Consider the following 15,605-nt stretch of genomic DNA (forward strand, 5'->3'; position numbering starts at 1 on the left):
GCCCATCGGCGACCCGCCGCCGGGTCCCTCGGCCCCCGAGGGCGATCCGCCTGCGGACGTGCCGAATCCGCAGCCCCCGAGTCCCATCGACGCCCGGTGACCTCGACCGCCGCGCTAGTCGCGCGGCGGCTTCGTCTCGGCGCCCAGCCGTCTCATGCAAGCGTGATAGATCTCGGCACCCAACGCGAACGGGGTGAGACCCTTCGGATTCGGTGCTGCGAACACCTTGTCCCGGGCCTCGTCACGGCATTGCGCGTCCTGCGGGCCGGTGATGGGCTGATCCTGGGCTTCGACGAGCCCGATCCAGGCCAGGGATACCACCACGACCGTTGCCCCGAGCTTCAGTGCCATCCGACGTTCTCCATGGTGTCGAGCGTGTCCAGCTTCGTCGGCCTGCATCCTAGACCGGCGGTCAGCGTCCGCCGGTCATGGCTCGTACGGGCGCCGTGGCCAGGTCGGCGGTCGAGCCCACGGTGTCCCGGAAACCTGAGCCAACGTTGGACAGGTGCTCGCCGTAGGTCTCGCGCGTCTGCGGGTCGACGAGGGCCACGGGGGCGGCCACGGCCAGCGCGGCACCCGTAGCGACGGTCGAGGCCGCGCCGGCCGCTGTGCTCACAAGTCGGTCGCCGATACCGATCTGCCCGTCCGAGATCGGCTGGCCGTCGGCGAGGCGCTTGCCCAGCAGCGCGACGACCTCGCCCGAGGCGAACTTGCCGTGGTTGAGCGGGTCGTCGCCCTTCACCGTCGATAGGTTCAAGACGCCGATGTTCTGGCGCTCCAGCTCCGACTTGTATGGTTCGATGGTCGGATCGATGGCCCCGAGGCGGATGCTGTCCCCCCACACCAGACGGGATACGGCGAGGGCCTGATCGTCACCCGAGACCATCAGCGTCAGGCGCGGCCGGTCCGGCCCCATGTCGTGGAACGCGGACCGGGCGAGGTCCATGTCGACATCCGGCGCGGCCAGGATCACGTTGCGGATCTTGGGGGCGACGCGCCGGTCGCGGATCGCCATCTGCCGCAGGCTCTCCAGGGTGAGCCAATTGCCCATCGAGTGCGCGAGCACGGTGATCTCGCCGACGTTCGTGTCCTTCGCTAGGTCCCGCAACAACGTCTCCAGCCCGTTGCGCGAGAAGTTGGTACTCTCCCGGTCGTAGCCGTAGGCGAGAACCGACCCCTTCGACGGCCATGTGAACAGGACCGGCGCGACCTCGGCGCCGGAATCGTGGACGATCTGCGCGAAGCGGAAAACGGCGTCCTCGAACTTGTTGTTGAACCCGTGCACGAACACCAGCACATGGCGCTTGGCCCCGCGCCGGACCGCACGGCCGGTCCAGGCCGCGACCTTGCCCCGCTCGACCGGATCGGCGCGCAGCGCGACGAAATCCGTCGCCGGGTTACCCGGCAGGCTTTTCGGCCACTGCACGGAGCCTGGCTGGCGGATGGCGTCGGGCGGGATGGAGACCGCTAGGTCGGTGTAGGTCACGGCGTCGCCGCGTTCGCCCGAAAACAGCACGCCACGGTCGGTCGCCGACTTGCGGGTCGTCGCGACGAGCATGTCGACGCGGGACGTGCCCGGCATCTGTTCGGTCTGGGCAATGGGCAGCAGCACCCCGGTCGGCCGCCCGGAACACGCCGGGAGCGCCAGGATCAGCGAGGCGACCACCAAACCGCGGACGTTCCGTATTTTCTGCAACGACACCCGCACCATCCGACCCGCATCCCCGTATCGGCCGTGACGGGCAATGGTTCACGAACCGTCAAGGCAGGAAGGTATTGGCGGGCGATTGCGGCGTCAGGCGGGCTCGGCCGCCAAGCGGCGTGTCCAAACGGTGGAGGGCGTAGCGGATGCGGGATCAGTTCCCGTACGGCGAGGCGAGGACCACCCTGATCTTCCTGGCGGGCTGCGTCTCGGCGGAGGTCGCCCCGGCCTTGTCATCCTTGCCATCGGTCGAGACGGCCGTGGTGTCGTCGCTCCGCCGCAGGCTCGGCGCCGTCTCGGAGGCGGCAGCCGGGAGGATCGACGCGAAGGTGGTGACGACGAGGGCGGCGATGACTGTCTTCACGGCGTTCGTCCGAAGCGTTGCTATTCTACGCGACCAACGGTCAAGCTCCGTCCAGGTTCCCGCCCGCCGTCTCATTCGGGTTCGGCCGCAGACATGCGGGTGCCGATGTGCCGATGCGGAGTGGTCGAACGATAGGTTCTGCAACCTCACCGTTCGATGTTAATCCGTGGAACATCGCGCGCGCAGGACGGCTTGACCGCTCGACGTGCCCCCCATGGGCATATCGAGGCATTCGCAGCAGCACTGGACCGAGATCGATGGCACTCGCCCCCGATACGACACGCACCGACCTCGACCGGCCCTACGCGGCCGGTGGGTATCCCGCCGACGAGCTGCGCACCATCGCGGTCCACAAGGTGGCCTGGGGGGCGATCTTCGCCGGCGCCGTGATCGCGCTGGTCGCCCAGGTCATCCTCAACATGGTCGGGCTGGGCATCGGCCTGTCGACGGTCGACCCGGCCGGGACCGGCACCCCCACCGCGGGGTCGCTGTCATCGGGCGCCGGGATCTGGTTCGTGGTCTCCGGCATCCTCGCCTCCGCCGCCGGCGGATGGCTCGCCGGACGCTTGGCGGGCAAGCCCGTGCTCAACACCGGCGGCTTCCATGGTCTGGTAGCCTGGGCCGTCTCGACCCTCGTGGTCATATACCTCCTGTCGTCCGCGGTCGGCGGCGTGGCCAGCGGCGCCTTCAATGCCGTCTCCAGCACGCTCGGCGGTGCCGGTAACCTAGTCGGCGGTTCGGTGAAGACCGCCGCGCAGGCTGCGGCGCCCTCGCTGCCGGGCATGGACAACCCGTTCTCGAACATCGAGGGCCAGGTTCGCGCCAACACCGGCAGCGACCCGCAGGCGCTGAAGGACGCTGCCGTCACGGCCGTGCGTGCCGCGGTGACCGGCGATGCAGCCCAACAGGCCGATGCCCAGGGGAAGGCCGCGCAGGCGCTGGCCAAGGCGCAGAACATCCCGGTCGAGCAGGCCCGTACCCAGGTGCAGCAGTACGTCCAGCAGTACAGGGACACGGTCGCCAAGGCCAAGGAGCAGGCCAAGCAGGCCGCCGACGCCACCGCGCGCGTCGCCTCGCAGGGTGCGCTCTACGGCGCCCTGGCGCTGCTCCTGGGTGCGTTGGCGGCCTTCCTCGCCGGACGCGGCGGTGCCAAGGGTCCCCTGGCGGATCGCACCGTCGTCACACCGGTCGCCCAGCGTCGGGTCTGAACGGCGGGACCGTCGGGTCGGCGTGAGCGTTGACCCGGCTCGGAACTGGAGCCTCGCGGCCATCCTGGCCACGGGGCGGACTAGCAACCTTGAACCCAGGAGCGCAGCGATGGACGGGAACCGCATTACCGGCGCCGCCAAGGAGCTCGGCGGCAAGGTCGAGGGCAAGGCCGGGGAGCTGACGGGCGACCGTTCGACCCAGGCAGAGGGCAAGCTCGACGAGGCCAAGGACACTGCCGAGAACCTCTATGGCAAGGCCAAGGACGCCGTCCGCGACGCTGCCGATGCAGTGGGCGACGCGACCGGCCGCGGCGGCATAAACGGCAACCGGGTGTCCGGAGCCGCGCGGGAGTTCGGGGGCAAGGTGCAGGGTGCGGTCGGCAACCTGACCGGCGACCGCGAGACCCAGGCGAAAGGCAAGGCCAACGAGGTGGGGGGCTCCGTCGAGAACCTGTGCGGGCAGGCCAAGGACGCGGTCCGGGACGTCGCCGACCAAGCGGGCGACCTCGCCCGCGGCGCCCTGCGGCAGGGACGGGAGAGTTACCCGGATGCCGAGCGGGCCTATCGCCAGGGAGCGGAAACCGTCACGCAGTACGCGAAGGAGTCCCCGCTTGGCCTGGCGGTGATGGCCGGCGCCATCGGTTATCTGCTTGCGCTCGTGATCCACGGACGCCGGTGAAGTCCAGGCGGGCCGGCGCAAGCCGGTCCGCGAGCGTCGAACGACGCCGGGCGGGCCCTTTGCCATCGCGACGAACGTGCGAGCGCCGTTCGAGCCTGCGTAACCGACGTGTTCATCACCGCATATAAGGCACGGCACCGAGCCAACGACCCGCCTCAATCCCGCGGGAAGCACGGCCGAGCGGGCGCCTACGGAACGTGCAAGCAAGCCGTGCATCACCCTTCGGTAATCAGCGTTCAGACCGAACGGTCCCCGCAATGACCGATCCTGCATCCGACGTGGACCGGAATGGCAACCCGATAGAGGTAACGCTTGCACTTTCTCGGAATCGATTGGGTCGGCGTCAACGCTGAGAACGGGCGCAAGCTCGTCCTCTCCCTCGCGTTCATCGCGATCATCGTCGGCGGTGGGGTCGGTCTCAGGGCGCTCGTCGGCCTCGTGCTGACAAGGACCGACCACTCGACCCTGCAGACGAAGTTCTGGACGCGGCAGGGCATCAGTCTCCTGGCCGCCATCCTGCTCGTCCTCGGCCTGCTGTCGATCTGGTTCAACGACCCGACCCGGCTCGCCACCGCGTTCGGCCTTTTCTCGGCGGGCCTCGCCTTCGCCCTGCAGCAGGTGGTGACCTCGCTCGCGGGCTATTTCGTGATCCTGCGAGGTTCGACGTTCACCGTGGGCGACCGCATCACCATGGGAGGGGTGCGCGGCGACGTGCTACGGCTCGGCTTCATACAGACAACCATCATGGAGATGGGGCAGCCCCCGTCCGTCCAGGGCGCGTCACCGGCGATGTGGGTGCGCAGCCGCCAGTTCACCGGCCGCATCGTCACCGTCAGCAACGCGCAGATCTTCTCAGAGCCCGTGTTCAACTACACCCGCGACTTCCCGTTCATCTGGGAGGAGATGGCCGTCCCCATCACCTATCGGGCCGACCGTCTGAGGGTCGAGGCGATCATGCTGACGGCCGCCCGCCGCCATGCACTCGACGCCACCGCGATGGCGGAGGAGGCCAAGGCACGCCTCCAGGAACGCTTCGGGGTCGAGCCCATCGACCTGGAGCCCCGGGTGTACTTCCGCATCACGGACAACTGGCTGGAGCTGACCGTGCGCTTCATCCTGGGTACGCACCAGATCCGCGGCGCCAAGGACGCGATGAGCCGCGAGATCCTGGCCGGGCTGGACGATGCCGGCATCGGCATCGCCTCCGCGACCTACGACATCGTCGGGCTGCCGCCGGTCGAAATCGGCGGCCGCCGGCGGGCGCGAGAAGGCGGCCCTGCCAACCCAAGGGTGGAGGAGTGACGGGCGTGGTACCGATCCTCGCAGCCATGGCGGCTGTCCTGCTCGCATTCGTCCATGTCGTCACGCCCGCCCTTCGGTTCCTCGACGGTTCGCCCCGTAGCATTTGGCTTTCGGCGGCTGGTGGCGTCGCGGTGGCCTACGTGTTCGTGCACTTCCTGCCGGAACTGGCCGCCGGCGAAACCAGCGTCGGCCGGATGGCCGGCGACACCCTCGGCGGCTTCTCGGAGCGGCACGTCTACTTGATCGCCCTCGGCGGTCTGATGGCCTTCTACGGACTGGACAGGCTGGCGAAGGTCGACCGCTCCCGCCGAGCCGGCATCCCCGTCACCGATGCCCGCGGTGCCCCGGCCGAAGTGGGCACGGGGGCCGGGGTGTTCTGGATCCACATGGTGTCCTTCGGCCTCTACAACGGCCTCGTGGGCTACCTTTTACTCCATCGCGAGGTGACGGGCCCGACCTCACTGGCCTTCTTCACCGTGGCGATGGCGTTGCACTTCGTCGTTACCGACTACGGCCTGAACGAGGACCACAAGGCGGCATACCGAGGGATCGGGCGATGGCTCCTCGCCGCCGCCGTGTTGGCGGGGTTCGCGCTCGGGGCCTTCACCACCGTATCCGACGCGGCCATCGCGGCCCTGACGGCCTTCCTCGGCGGCGGCGTGATCCTGAACGCCCTCAAGGACGAGGTTCCGAGCGAACGCCAGAGCCGGTTCTGGGCCTTCGCGCTAGGGGGCGCTGGGTACTCCGCGTTGCTACTGACCCTCTGATCCGACCCACAACGTGCGAGGCACGGCGTATGCAAGATCCGGCGGTCGCCGCCGGACCGGACGGAACGACCTCCATTCACGGGCACGGGGACGGGCATGAGGATCAGGGGCGGTTACACCATCGGCTACGACACGTTCGGACCGACACCGATCGTCTACCAACTCAACGTCCATCCCTCGCGGGCGCACGACCTGTTGAGCCCGGACACGATGCGGGCCGACCCACCCGTGCCGATGGGTCCGTACACCGACGACTTCGGCAACACCTGCGTTCGCCTCGTATCACCCGGCGGGCGGATGACGGTCTCGGCGGATTTACTGATCGCGGACAGCGGGGAGCCGGACCCCTACGTGCCGGATGCGCGCCAGATCCAAGTCCCGGACCTTCCGGACGAGGTGTTGGTCTACCTGCTCGGGTCGCGGTACTGCGACACGGACAAGCTCGCCGGCATCGCCTGGTCGTTGTTCGGAAACGCCCCCGAGGGATGGAGCCGGGTGCAGGCCATCGTGTCCTGGGTCCACCGGCATATCCGCTTCGATTACCAGCTTGCCGACGCGACCCGCTCGGCCTTCGACGGTTACACCCAACGCGTCGGCGTCTGCCGCGACTTCGCCCACCTCGCGGTGACCCTGTGCCGATGCATGAACATCCCGGCGCGGTACTCCACGGGCTACCTCGGCGACATCGGCGTTCCAGTCGACCCGTACCCGATGGACTTCTCCGCATGGTTCGAGGTCTACCTCGCAGGCCCGGAGGGGCCGCGCTGGTACACGTTCGACGCGCGCCACGATGCCCGGCGGATCGGCCGGGTCGTCATCGCCCGTGGCAGAGACGCCACCGATGTGGCGATATCGACGAGCTTCGGGACGGCGCTGCTGGCGCAGTTCGACGTCGTCACGGCAGCACTCCCCGACGATGCCACGCCCCAGCCCCATTCCCGGGATAGGTCGAAGGCATCGTCGGACACCTTGAACGTCGGTGATGTCGCCGGCACGTCCGTTGGGGATGCCGTTTCGCGTGCGACCCGATGGTGAGGCGTCTCCGCCTCGATGGAGGGCAGCCCGTTGATTCCCGGAGCCACATCCCGAACCGTCATGCTCGGCGAGGCCATCGCTCGATGGCACCTGGGGTTGGCCATGCAAGCCTGCAACGACAACATGCCGACGACGGGGCGAGGCCTCCTCATGACGGCGGCACTGGGCGTCCCGCTCGCCTCGACCGCCGCCCTGGCGGCTTGCCTCCGGTTCCTCGTCTAGGCGTCCGTCCGCAACCTCGGCGCAACGAAGCGTTACGGCCGGCGCCCGAAACACGTCCGTCGCTTCGTGTCCGAACGATTGATCGCTCCCGGCCGGTCATCCACCGGTGCGCGAGATGCAGCATCCGTGCGGTCCGAACCGGTGGAAGTCCTGGGGCAAGCCCCGGGACTTCCGACGCTATCCTCAGTCGATGACCTCGACGATGCGGCCGCTGCCGCGCTCGACCAGGACGGTCCGTCCGTTCACGACCGTGTAGCGGCTGCCGCGTGCGCCGTACTCCTCGGGAACGTCATAGTAGCTGACGCCGGCGGACGGCAGCACGGTGCCGACGCGGACGTCGCCGTCGTAGGCGTAGGACGGCCGACGCTCACCGCGGACATAGGTGCGGAAGCGCGGACGGTCGTCGACGCCGAGGATGCCGTTCACGGTCCCGGTGGCCGCACCGATGGCACCCCCGACGATGGCTCCGATAGGGCCGCCTGCCGCTCGTCCATCGTCCGCGCCTTCCTGGGCGCCACGCACCAGGCCCTGGGCCTGGACGGACACGGGGAGCGCCAGCCCGAGGGCCATCGCGGCGATGAGGGTCTTCGTCTTCATTCGCATTTCTCCGTTCGGATCGTGACCGCCGCGCCAGAAGGGCGCGATGTCCATCCGCCGACATGCGGCCAGCAGCGGCAGGGAATGGCTAAGCCTGACGGTGTGATTTCGTTCCGTGGTTGGACGGCTTGGAGGGTGACGGCGGTGGGCTCGTCCGTCCCGGGAGGTGCTTGGCGATCACGAAGGGGCGATTGCCCCGAGATTGATGCGTTTCCACGATATGACGGCCGGAGTACCCATCGGAATCACCATGGTCCATACCGGCTACGACCCCGCCCTCGTCGCGCTCTCCATCGCCATCGCGGTGTTCGCCTCCTACACCGCACTCGACCTCGGCGACCGCGTCCGCGGGGCCGGCCACGGGCTGCGCTGGGCCTGGGTCGCGGCGGCCTCGGTCGCGATGGGCGGCGGGATATGGGCGATGCACTTCGTCGGCATGCTCGCCTTCGAGATGGGCATGCCGGCCGCCTACGACCTTGGGATCACCGTCGCTTCCTTGGCGCTGGCCATCGCCGCCACGGGAGCCGCGTTCGCCTGGGTCAGCCGCCCGGGCGCCGGCCCGCGCGACGTCCTCGTCAGCGGTCCGCTGATGGGCGTCGGCGTCGCCGGCATGCATTACACAGGCATGGCCGCGATGCGGGTGCCCGGCAACTTCGCCTACAGTCTGCCTGTCGTCGCCGTATCGGTCGCCATCGCGGTCACCGCCGCGACCGCGGCGCTGTGGCTGACCTTCCGGCAGAACAGCGTCTGGCAGAAGCTCGCCGCCGCCGCGGTGATGGGTCTGGCGGTGGCCGGGATGCACTACACCGGCATGGCCGCGGCGACCTTCACCGCCGAGGCGGCGGGAGCGCACGCCGCCCATGCCACGGGCGTCGGCGTCGGCCAGCAGCACCTCGCGCTCGTCGTGGCCGGCGCGACCTTCGTGATCCTGTTCATGGCCATCGTCGCCTCGTCGTTCGACCAGCAGCGTGTTCAGCGACATCTCCACGCCAGCGAGGGCCGGTTCCGGGCCGCGGCGGAGGCGGTCGGCGACATCATCTGGACCGCCGACGCACGTGGCGCGATGGTCGGCCCGCAGCCGTACTGGCAGGCCTATACCGGGCAGTCCGAGGCCGAGTGCCAGGGCGTGGGATGGGCCGATGCCGTGCACCCGGATGACGTCGAGCCGACCAAGGCCGCCTGGCGGCAGGCCGTCGCGGAGGACCGGGGCTACGAGCTGCAGCACCGCGTGCGCAACCAGGAAGGGTCTTACCGTCTGTTCGCGGTGAAGGGTCGCCCGGTGCGCAACGCCGACGGGACGATACGCGAATGGGTTGGGGTGCACGCCGACATCACCGAACGTCAGGCGTTCGAGACTGCGCTTCGGGAAGCCCGGGACGCTGCCGAGGAGCATAGCCGAGCGAAGAGCCGGTTCCTGGCCAATATGAGCCACGAGTTGCGCACCCCCCTCTCGGCCGTGATCGGCTACTCGGAAATGCTTGAGGAGGAGGCCGAGGAACTCGGCCAGGACGGCCTGCTCAAGGATCTCGGCAAGATCAAGTCGAACGCCCAGCACCTGCTCGGGCTGATCAACGACGTGCTCGACCTGTCCAAGGTCGAGGCCGAGAAGATGGAGCTGTACCCCGAGGACATCGACGTCGCCGAGTTCGTGACGGACGCCGCCGGGACGGTCGACGCGTTGGTCGCCAAGAAGGGCAATACCCTCGTTGTCGAGGTCGCCGATGACGTTGGCGCCGCGCGTACGGATGCGGTGAAGTTACGCCAGTGCTTGTTCAACCTGCTGTCGAACGCCGCCAAGTTCACCGAGGAAGGTACCATCACCCTGCGCGCTAGCCGTAAGCCGGAGGACGGGTGCGACTGGCTGCGGTTCAAGGTCGAGGACACCGGCATCGGCATGAGCCCGGAGCAGGTCGGGCGGCTGTTCGAGCGCTTTACCCAGGCCGACGAGAGCACGACGCGCAACTACGGCGGCACCGGCCTCGGGTTGGCGTTGACCAAGGCGTTCGCCCACCTCCTCGGCGGCGACGTCACGGTCGAGAGCACCGAGGGACGAGGGACCAGCTTCATCCTGCGCATTCCGGCATCTGCCCCCGAACAGGTCGTCGAGGCGCCAGCGGTGGTGCCCGAAAATCAGGTTAGCATCGGCGACCTTGTGCTGGTCATCGACGACGAGGCCAATCAGCGCGAGCTGATGACCCGGTTCCTCGAACGCCAGCGCTTCGCCGTACGAACGGCGGGCGACGGACGTACCGGGTTGGAGCTCGCTAGGTCGCTCCGCCCGCGGGCGATCCTGCTCGACGTGATGATGCCGGAGATGGACGGCTGGTCGGTACTGACCGCCCTGAAGGCCGATCCCGAGACCGCCGGCATCCCCGTGGTTATGGTCAGCTTCGTCGCCGACGCGGCGCTGAGCGCCTCGCTCGGTGCGGTCGAGGCGGTGCCCAAGCCGGTGGACTGGGTGCGCCTGCGCACGATCCTGGATCAGTTCCGGGCGGCCGACGGCGACGTGCTCGTGGTCGACGACGACGCCGACATGCGCCACCGCCTCCGGACCGTATTGGAGCGCAACGGCTGGACCGTGCGCGAGGCCGGGAACGGCTGCGAGGCGCTCGACCAGGTCCGGCATGGCGTACCGCGCCTCGTACTGCTCGACCTGACCATGCCGGTGATGGACGGCTTCTCTTTCCTCGACCGGCTGCGGGTCCTGCCCGGCTGCGCCGAGGTCCCGGTGGTGGTGCTCAGCGCACGCGACGTCACGGCGGCCGAGCGCGACCGCCTGTCCGAGGCCGACCGGGTCCTGCGCAAGGGCGACGCCAGCCTGCAGGACATCGCCACGGAGCTACGCAAACTCGACAACCGCCAGACGGATGCCGGGGATGCGACCACGACGGCAGCCGTATCGGGCCCCCCATGATCCTCGACCGGTTGTAGGGCATGCCATCCGGCTCATACGCGAGTGGAGGCGCCAATCTCTCCGCCGGTGAGCCGGCGGACTGCCACGGCGATAGGTTTACCCGCAGGGGGATGAATGGAACACGGTTTGGCGACGGCGGTGCTCTGCATCGTGGGCGGCGGCATCGCGGCCCAGGTGCTCGCCGCGCGCCTGCGCATTCCGGCTATCGTGCTCCTGCTCGCGCTCGGCTTCCTCGTTGGACCCGTGTTCGGGCTGCTGCACCCCACCCGAGACTTCGGGGAGAACCTGCGGCCCCTGATCGGGTTGGCCGTGGCCATCGTGGTGTTCGAGGGCGGTCTTGCCCTGGACTTCCGCGAGCTCAGGGCCTCCGGCGAGGGCGTCCTCCGGCTCACCGCCTTCGCGCTGCCGGTCAACTTCGTCCTCGGCACCCTCGCCGCCCACCTGATTGGCGGGATGATGTGGGGGCCCGCCTCGGTGTTCGGCGCCATCCTCGTCGTCACCGGGCCGACCGTGATCCTGCCCCTGCTGCGCCATGCCCGGCTGGAACGACGCTCGGCCGCATTCCTGAAGTGGGAGGCCATCGTCAACGACCCCGTCGGAGCCATCCTCACGGCGGTCGTTATCGAGATCCTGGTGGGCGTACCCCACGGTGCCGACGAGACCCCGGCGACCGCCCTGGCGGTCCACCTCGCCGAAGGCGTGCTGGTGGCGGGCGGCCTAGGTGTCGGCTTCGCCCTGTCGGTGGCCTGGGCGTTCCGGCGCGATCTCGTCCCGGAAACGTTGAAGACGCCCGTGCTGCTCGCCCTCGCCCTCGTCGCCTACGTCGTCCCGAACCTGCTCATGCACGAGGCCGGGCTGATCGGCGCCACCGTGTTCGGGATCGCGTTGGCCAACCGGCATGTGCCGGGTCTGGGCGAGTTGCGGCGGTTCAAGGAGGCGCTCGTCGTCCTCCTCGTGTCCTGCCTGTTCGTCGTGCTGACCGCCGACCTCGACTTGGGCGTCCTCGGGAAGCTGTCCCTGCCGATCCTCGGTCTCACGGCCGCCATCCTGTTCGTGGTCCGACCGGCGGCGATCTGGCTCGCGACGTTGGGCAGCGACCTGTCGCGGCGTGAGCGACTGTTCGTGGGCTGGATAGGCCCCCGCGGGATCGTCGCGGCCGCCGTCGCCGGTTTGGCCGGACCCCGTCTGAGCGAGGCGGGCTATGCCGGCGGCGACCTGATCCAGCCCACCGTGTTCGCGGTCATCGTTGCGACGGTGATCCTCCACGGCTTCTCGCTGCGGCCGCTGGCCCGGCGACTGGGACTGTCCACCGCGGCCGAGACCGAGCGGCTCGCCGTCGTGGGGGCGTCCCCGTGGGCGAGCGACATGGTCGTCGCGTTGCATCGCGCGGGGGTGCCGGTGGTGTTGATCGACACCTACCCCGGGGCGCTCCAGACCGCCCGCGACGCTGGCGTGCCGACCCTACAAGCCGAGCTGCTCTCCCGGCATGCTGAGGAAGGCTTGGCCGACCATCCCCCGGACCACCTTCTCGCCGCGACCCGGGACGAGCTCTACAACGCGTTGGTGTGCACGCGGCTGGCCCCCGAGATCGGCCGCGAACGCGTCTATCAACTCGCACTCTCGGCTGATCATCTCCTGCACGAGGATACCGGCGTCAGCCGGGATACGCGGGGCAAGGTACTCGGCGACGGCGGGATCGACTTCGACGCGCTGGCCGGGCGGCACGAGGCCGGCTGGCGTTACAAGGTCGTTTGCGCAGACACGGGGGCGCAAGCCGCCGCGCTTGCCCTGATCGTCATCAAGACGGACGGGGCGGTCGACCTCCTATCGGTCGATAATGAGCACGCCGCCCACGCCGAGGGAGACCGCCTGCTCGTCCTCGCGCCGCCGAGTGTTTCCGGCGCCGACGAGGTGGATGAGCCGTCGCGAGCGCACGTATGACGACCGGTGTCCGGTCGGCATCTATCAAAATGGGATTACCCTAAAGGCGGCCGCCCATTCCGAGGGACCGCACGAAGTCGAAGCTCGCTCAATAGGTCAGCGTCGCCCGCATACCCACGACCGTGGCGTTCTTGATCCGGCGTCCGAGCTCGTCGCGCGGGTCGGGGACGTTGCCGCCGGGGTGGAACACGTACTGGACGTTCGGCTGCACCGTGACGCCCGGACCGAGAACCGCCTGGTACGTCGCCTCGACAAGGGCCTCGAACCGGCGCCGGGGTATGGCGACCCCCGTCTCCAGGATGGTGTCGCGGTCGAAGCCCCGGGCCGATGGCGAGATGCGCGCGTAGGACACGGCGACGCCCGCGGTGTCGTTCGAACGCCCGGGCAGCAGGCCCCGGTAGCCGATGCCGGCATCGAGGTAGAGGTCGACCAGGTTGCGGTCGCCGGGCGAGGCCATGGCGCGAACGAAGGCGCTGGCGCCCTCGTCGTCCTTGCCTGGCTCGCGGTACACGGTCTGGTCGATCATCGCGTACAGGCCGTCGTCGCCGCGGAAGCGGCGCGGGGTGCCCGTGGTCGAGGGGTCGGCGAGTGACCGGCCGGTGTCGTCGAACCGGAGAGAGTCGAAGCGGCCGAAATGGTGCCACCCCCCGAACGTGACCGTGCCGGGCTCGTCCAGGACCTGGCCGGTGCGAACCCGTTCCTCGACGTTGTAGGCGTAGGCGACCTCGGCGATCAGGAAAGCCGGGTCGGACAGGCGGAAGTTCGTGCCGGTGCGGTTCCTCCGCTGCGGGTCGGTGTCGTTCCACGGGCGCGCCGGGCCGGCTGGGTCGCCGTCGAACAGCCCGACCTGGAACGACAGGTTCGGCGTCGGGAGGTACTTGGCGCGGACCGCCGGGGCGCCGAACGGGTAGGCCGGGCCGCCGCTCGGCAGGTTGGTCCCGGTGATTGTCGGCCAACCGAACGTCGAGTTGATGAACAGCGTCGCGGTCTGGCTGACGAGGAACTCGGTGTCGGCCGCGACTTGCCCGAGCTTGATGGCGAGCTGGCCATCGAGAAGTTGCTGCTCGATCCAGAGTTCGTAAAGGCGGGTCGATGGAAGCGCCTCCAGTTCGCTCACCACCGCGAGGTCGTTGACAGCGGCCCGGGACAACCCTGCGCCGTTGATCTGGTAGGCCTCGACCCGGAACGCGGCGCCGCGCCAACCGGCGAGGCGGTCGAGGTCGGCGTCAAGCTGCATGTCGAGCCGCCCGAGGACGGTCGCGGTCCGACGCGTGCCGCCGCTTGTATCGCCGAGGATGTCGGCGATTGCGTTGAAGCTGAGGACGATCCCGCGGTCGGCCAGGAAGCGACGCAGCCCCGTGGGGTCAGCTGCATCCCCGAGAGTCGCCTGGATCGAGGTCGTGGCGACGGCGGACGGCTTGCCGGACACCTCCGGCTGGGCAACCGAGGTACGCGGGTCGCCGCCGGCGCCCGAGTTGGCAGTCTGCCCGAACGTGGATGTTGTCGAGAAGCCCAGGCACAATGCCGCGGCCAGCGTGGCGTAAAACCATCGCTTCTTTCGGGCCCGTCGACAATCCGACAGCAGGCTGGCCATCTTGCACGAGACCAAGCCTGATGCCGCCTCGCCCGGAGAGCGATCTATCGGGCAAGTGTCGCGTGGCCTGTCCATGCAACTCGTCGGTCGCGAACGATTCGAGTACGGCTGCAACCATAAGGGCTCTGTGTCGAACCGTGCAACGTCCGACGTCGCGGTTCCGTCCCCCTCCCTTGGCGGTGCCTCCGCCACGCCGAACGCGAATGGAGTTTCCGATGGACCCGATGGATCGCTCGACGACCACGAGGAACAGAGCGCCGGCGGCGTCGAACGTCGCGGAAAAGAGCTGCGGGATCGAGCCGCTGTGGGCCATGGCGTTCGACCCGGACGGGCGGGGACGGGCCATCCCGGCTGCGGAAGCGGTGATTGACCTCGACGCCTTCGGCGGCGGGTTCCTGTGGGTACACTACGACCTGGACGCCACCGATCTGGCAGGCGTGGCCAGCGACGGAGCATTCGGTCCCGCCCGTCTCGCCGAGGCCGTGTTCGCGCTGGATGAGCATCAGCGGGTTACGGTGGAGGGCGACCATATCGGTGGCGTTATCGCCGACCTCGCCCGTCCCGGCGCCAAGCCCGCCCCGGCCGGGCGGTTCCATTTCGTCATGGGACCGCGCAGCCTCGTCAGCGGTCGCAGGGGACCGTCCGAGAGCCCCGATGCGACCCGGACGGCGGTCGAGCGCGGGAAATCCGTGGCCTCCCCGGTACTACTCCTCGAATTGCTGGTAGGCCGCGTCGTGTCGGCGATGGCCGCCACGGGCCAAGGGCTTTCGGACGCCCTCGACGGGATCGAGGACCACATCCTTGACGGCAAGCCCCGCGACGACCGCCGCCGCCTCGGACCCGTGCGTCGCAACGCCGTGCGCCTGCATCGCCAACTCCTCGGGCTCGCCGCGGTGTTCCACCGCCTTGAGGAGGACGGTGCGACGGACGACGTCCATGCACCGGCAACCGCCGCGGCGGCCCGACTCGCCCAACGCATCGATGCGCTCGACCGGGACATGTCCCTGCAGGCCGAACGGGCGCGCCTGCTGCAGGAGGAGGTGTCCGAGCGCATCGCCGAGGAGACCAACCGGCAGCTCTACGTCCTGTCGATTCTTACCGCCCTGTTCCTGCCGCCGACCTTCGTCACCGGGCTGTTCGGGATGAACGTGAAGGGGCTGCCGTTCGGCGAGGACCCTCGCGGGTTCCTCGCGGTCATGGCGATCTCGGCCGTCTCCCCCCTCGCGGCGTTCGTCCTCATCCGGCTGCTCGGCATCCGTCCGCCCCGAAGCTGAACGAGG

The 15,605-nt window shown here is 69.1% G+C and carries 13 protein-coding genes; 8 read left to right on the forward strand and 5 right to left on the reverse strand.

The window, feature by feature from the left end; translation table 11 throughout:
* Window positions 1–114 precede the first annotated feature (114 nt).
* From FV230_RS06915 to FV230_RS06925, 3 genes are all read right to left on the reverse strand, one after another.
* Window positions 115–351 carry a hypothetical protein gene (locus FV230_RS06915; protein WP_246694771.1) on the reverse strand — a complete coding sequence of 79 codons (237 nt, stop codon included), beginning with the start codon at window positions 349–351 and terminating at the stop codon, window positions 115–117.
* 61 nt (window positions 352–412) lie between these two features.
* Window positions 413–1,702: an alpha/beta hydrolase gene (locus FV230_RS06920; protein ID WP_246694772.1), complete on the reverse strand. Its 1,290-nt coding sequence runs from the start codon at window positions 1,700–1,702 to the stop codon at window positions 413–415.
* Between the two features lie 154 nt (window positions 1,703–1,856).
* The gene (locus FV230_RS06925) at window positions 1,857–2,066 is read right to left on the reverse strand and encodes a hypothetical protein (RefSeq protein ID WP_147841796.1); all 210 of its coding nucleotides are present in this window, start codon (window positions 2,064–2,066) and stop codon (window positions 1,857–1,859) included.
* 257 nt (window positions 2,067–2,323) lie between these two features.
* Between FV230_RS06925 and FV230_RS06930 the strand changes: the two genes are divergently transcribed.
* From FV230_RS06930 to FV230_RS06950, 5 genes are all read left to right on the forward strand, one after another.
* Window positions 2,324–3,274, forward strand: coding sequence for a PhnA-like protein (locus FV230_RS06930; RefSeq protein WP_246694773.1), 951 nt, complete (start codon window positions 2,324–2,326; stop codon window positions 3,272–3,274).
* Window positions 3,275–3,383: 109 nt separating this feature from the next.
* Window positions 3,384–3,953 carry a CsbD family protein gene (locus FV230_RS06935; RefSeq protein WP_147841797.1) on the forward strand — a complete coding sequence of 190 codons (570 nt, stop codon included), beginning with the start codon at window positions 3,384–3,386 and terminating at the stop codon, window positions 3,951–3,953.
* 312 nt (window positions 3,954–4,265) lie between these two features.
* Entirely contained in the window at window positions 4,266–5,255 is a 990-nt protein-coding gene (locus FV230_RS06940) for a mechanosensitive ion channel domain-containing protein (protein ID WP_147841798.1), read from the forward strand.
* 5 nt (window positions 5,256–5,260) lie between these two features.
* Window positions 5,261–6,022, forward strand: a complete 762-nt coding sequence (locus FV230_RS06945; protein WP_210248615.1) for a hypothetical protein — start codon at window positions 5,261–5,263, stop codon at window positions 6,020–6,022.
* Between the two features lie 96 nt (window positions 6,023–6,118).
* The gene (locus tag FV230_RS06950; protein WP_147841799.1) at window positions 6,119–7,057 is read left to right on the forward strand and encodes a transglutaminase family protein; all 939 of its coding nucleotides are present in this window, start codon (window positions 6,119–6,121) and stop codon (window positions 7,055–7,057) included.
* Window positions 7,058–7,462: 405 nt separating this feature from the next.
* On the opposite strand, the gene FV230_RS06955 is transcribed toward FV230_RS06950, so the two are convergent.
* Window positions 7,463–7,876 (reverse strand): DUF1236 domain-containing protein, encoded by a 414-nt coding sequence (locus FV230_RS06955; protein WP_147841800.1) that lies wholly within the window; start codon window positions 7,874–7,876, stop codon window positions 7,463–7,465.
* Window positions 7,877–8,081: 205 nt separating this feature from the next.
* Here FV230_RS06955 and FV230_RS06960 point away from each other — a divergent pair, with 205 nt between their 5' ends.
* On the forward strand, window positions 8,082–10,790 hold the full coding sequence (locus FV230_RS06960) for an MHYT domain-containing protein (protein ID WP_246694774.1): 2,709 nt from the start codon (window positions 8,082–8,084) through the stop codon (window positions 10,788–10,790).
* 114 nt (window positions 10,791–10,904) lie between these two features.
* The gene (locus FV230_RS06965) at window positions 10,905–12,731 is read left to right on the forward strand and encodes a sodium:proton antiporter (protein WP_147841801.1); all 1,827 of its coding nucleotides are present in this window, start codon (window positions 10,905–10,907) and stop codon (window positions 12,729–12,731) included.
* 88 nt (window positions 12,732–12,819) lie between these two features.
* On the opposite strand, the gene FV230_RS06970 is transcribed toward FV230_RS06965, so the two are convergent.
* On the reverse strand, window positions 12,820–14,160 hold the full coding sequence (locus FV230_RS06970; protein ID WP_246694775.1) for a carbohydrate porin: 1,341 nt from the start codon (window positions 14,158–14,160) through the stop codon (window positions 12,820–12,822).
* A gap of 380 nt (window positions 14,161–14,540) precedes the next feature.
* Here FV230_RS06970 and FV230_RS06975 point away from each other — a divergent pair, with 380 nt between their 5' ends.
* Window positions 14,541–15,599: a CorA family divalent cation transporter gene (locus tag FV230_RS06975; protein ID WP_246694776.1), complete on the forward strand. Its 1,059-nt coding sequence runs from the start codon at window positions 14,541–14,543 to the stop codon at window positions 15,597–15,599.
* Window positions 15,600–15,605 lie beyond the last annotated feature (6 nt).

This window comes from Methylobacterium sp. WL6 (genome assembly GCF_008040095.1).
In the GTDB taxonomy this organism is placed as follows: Bacteria; Pseudomonadota; Alphaproteobacteria; order Rhizobiales; family Beijerinckiaceae; genus Methylobacterium.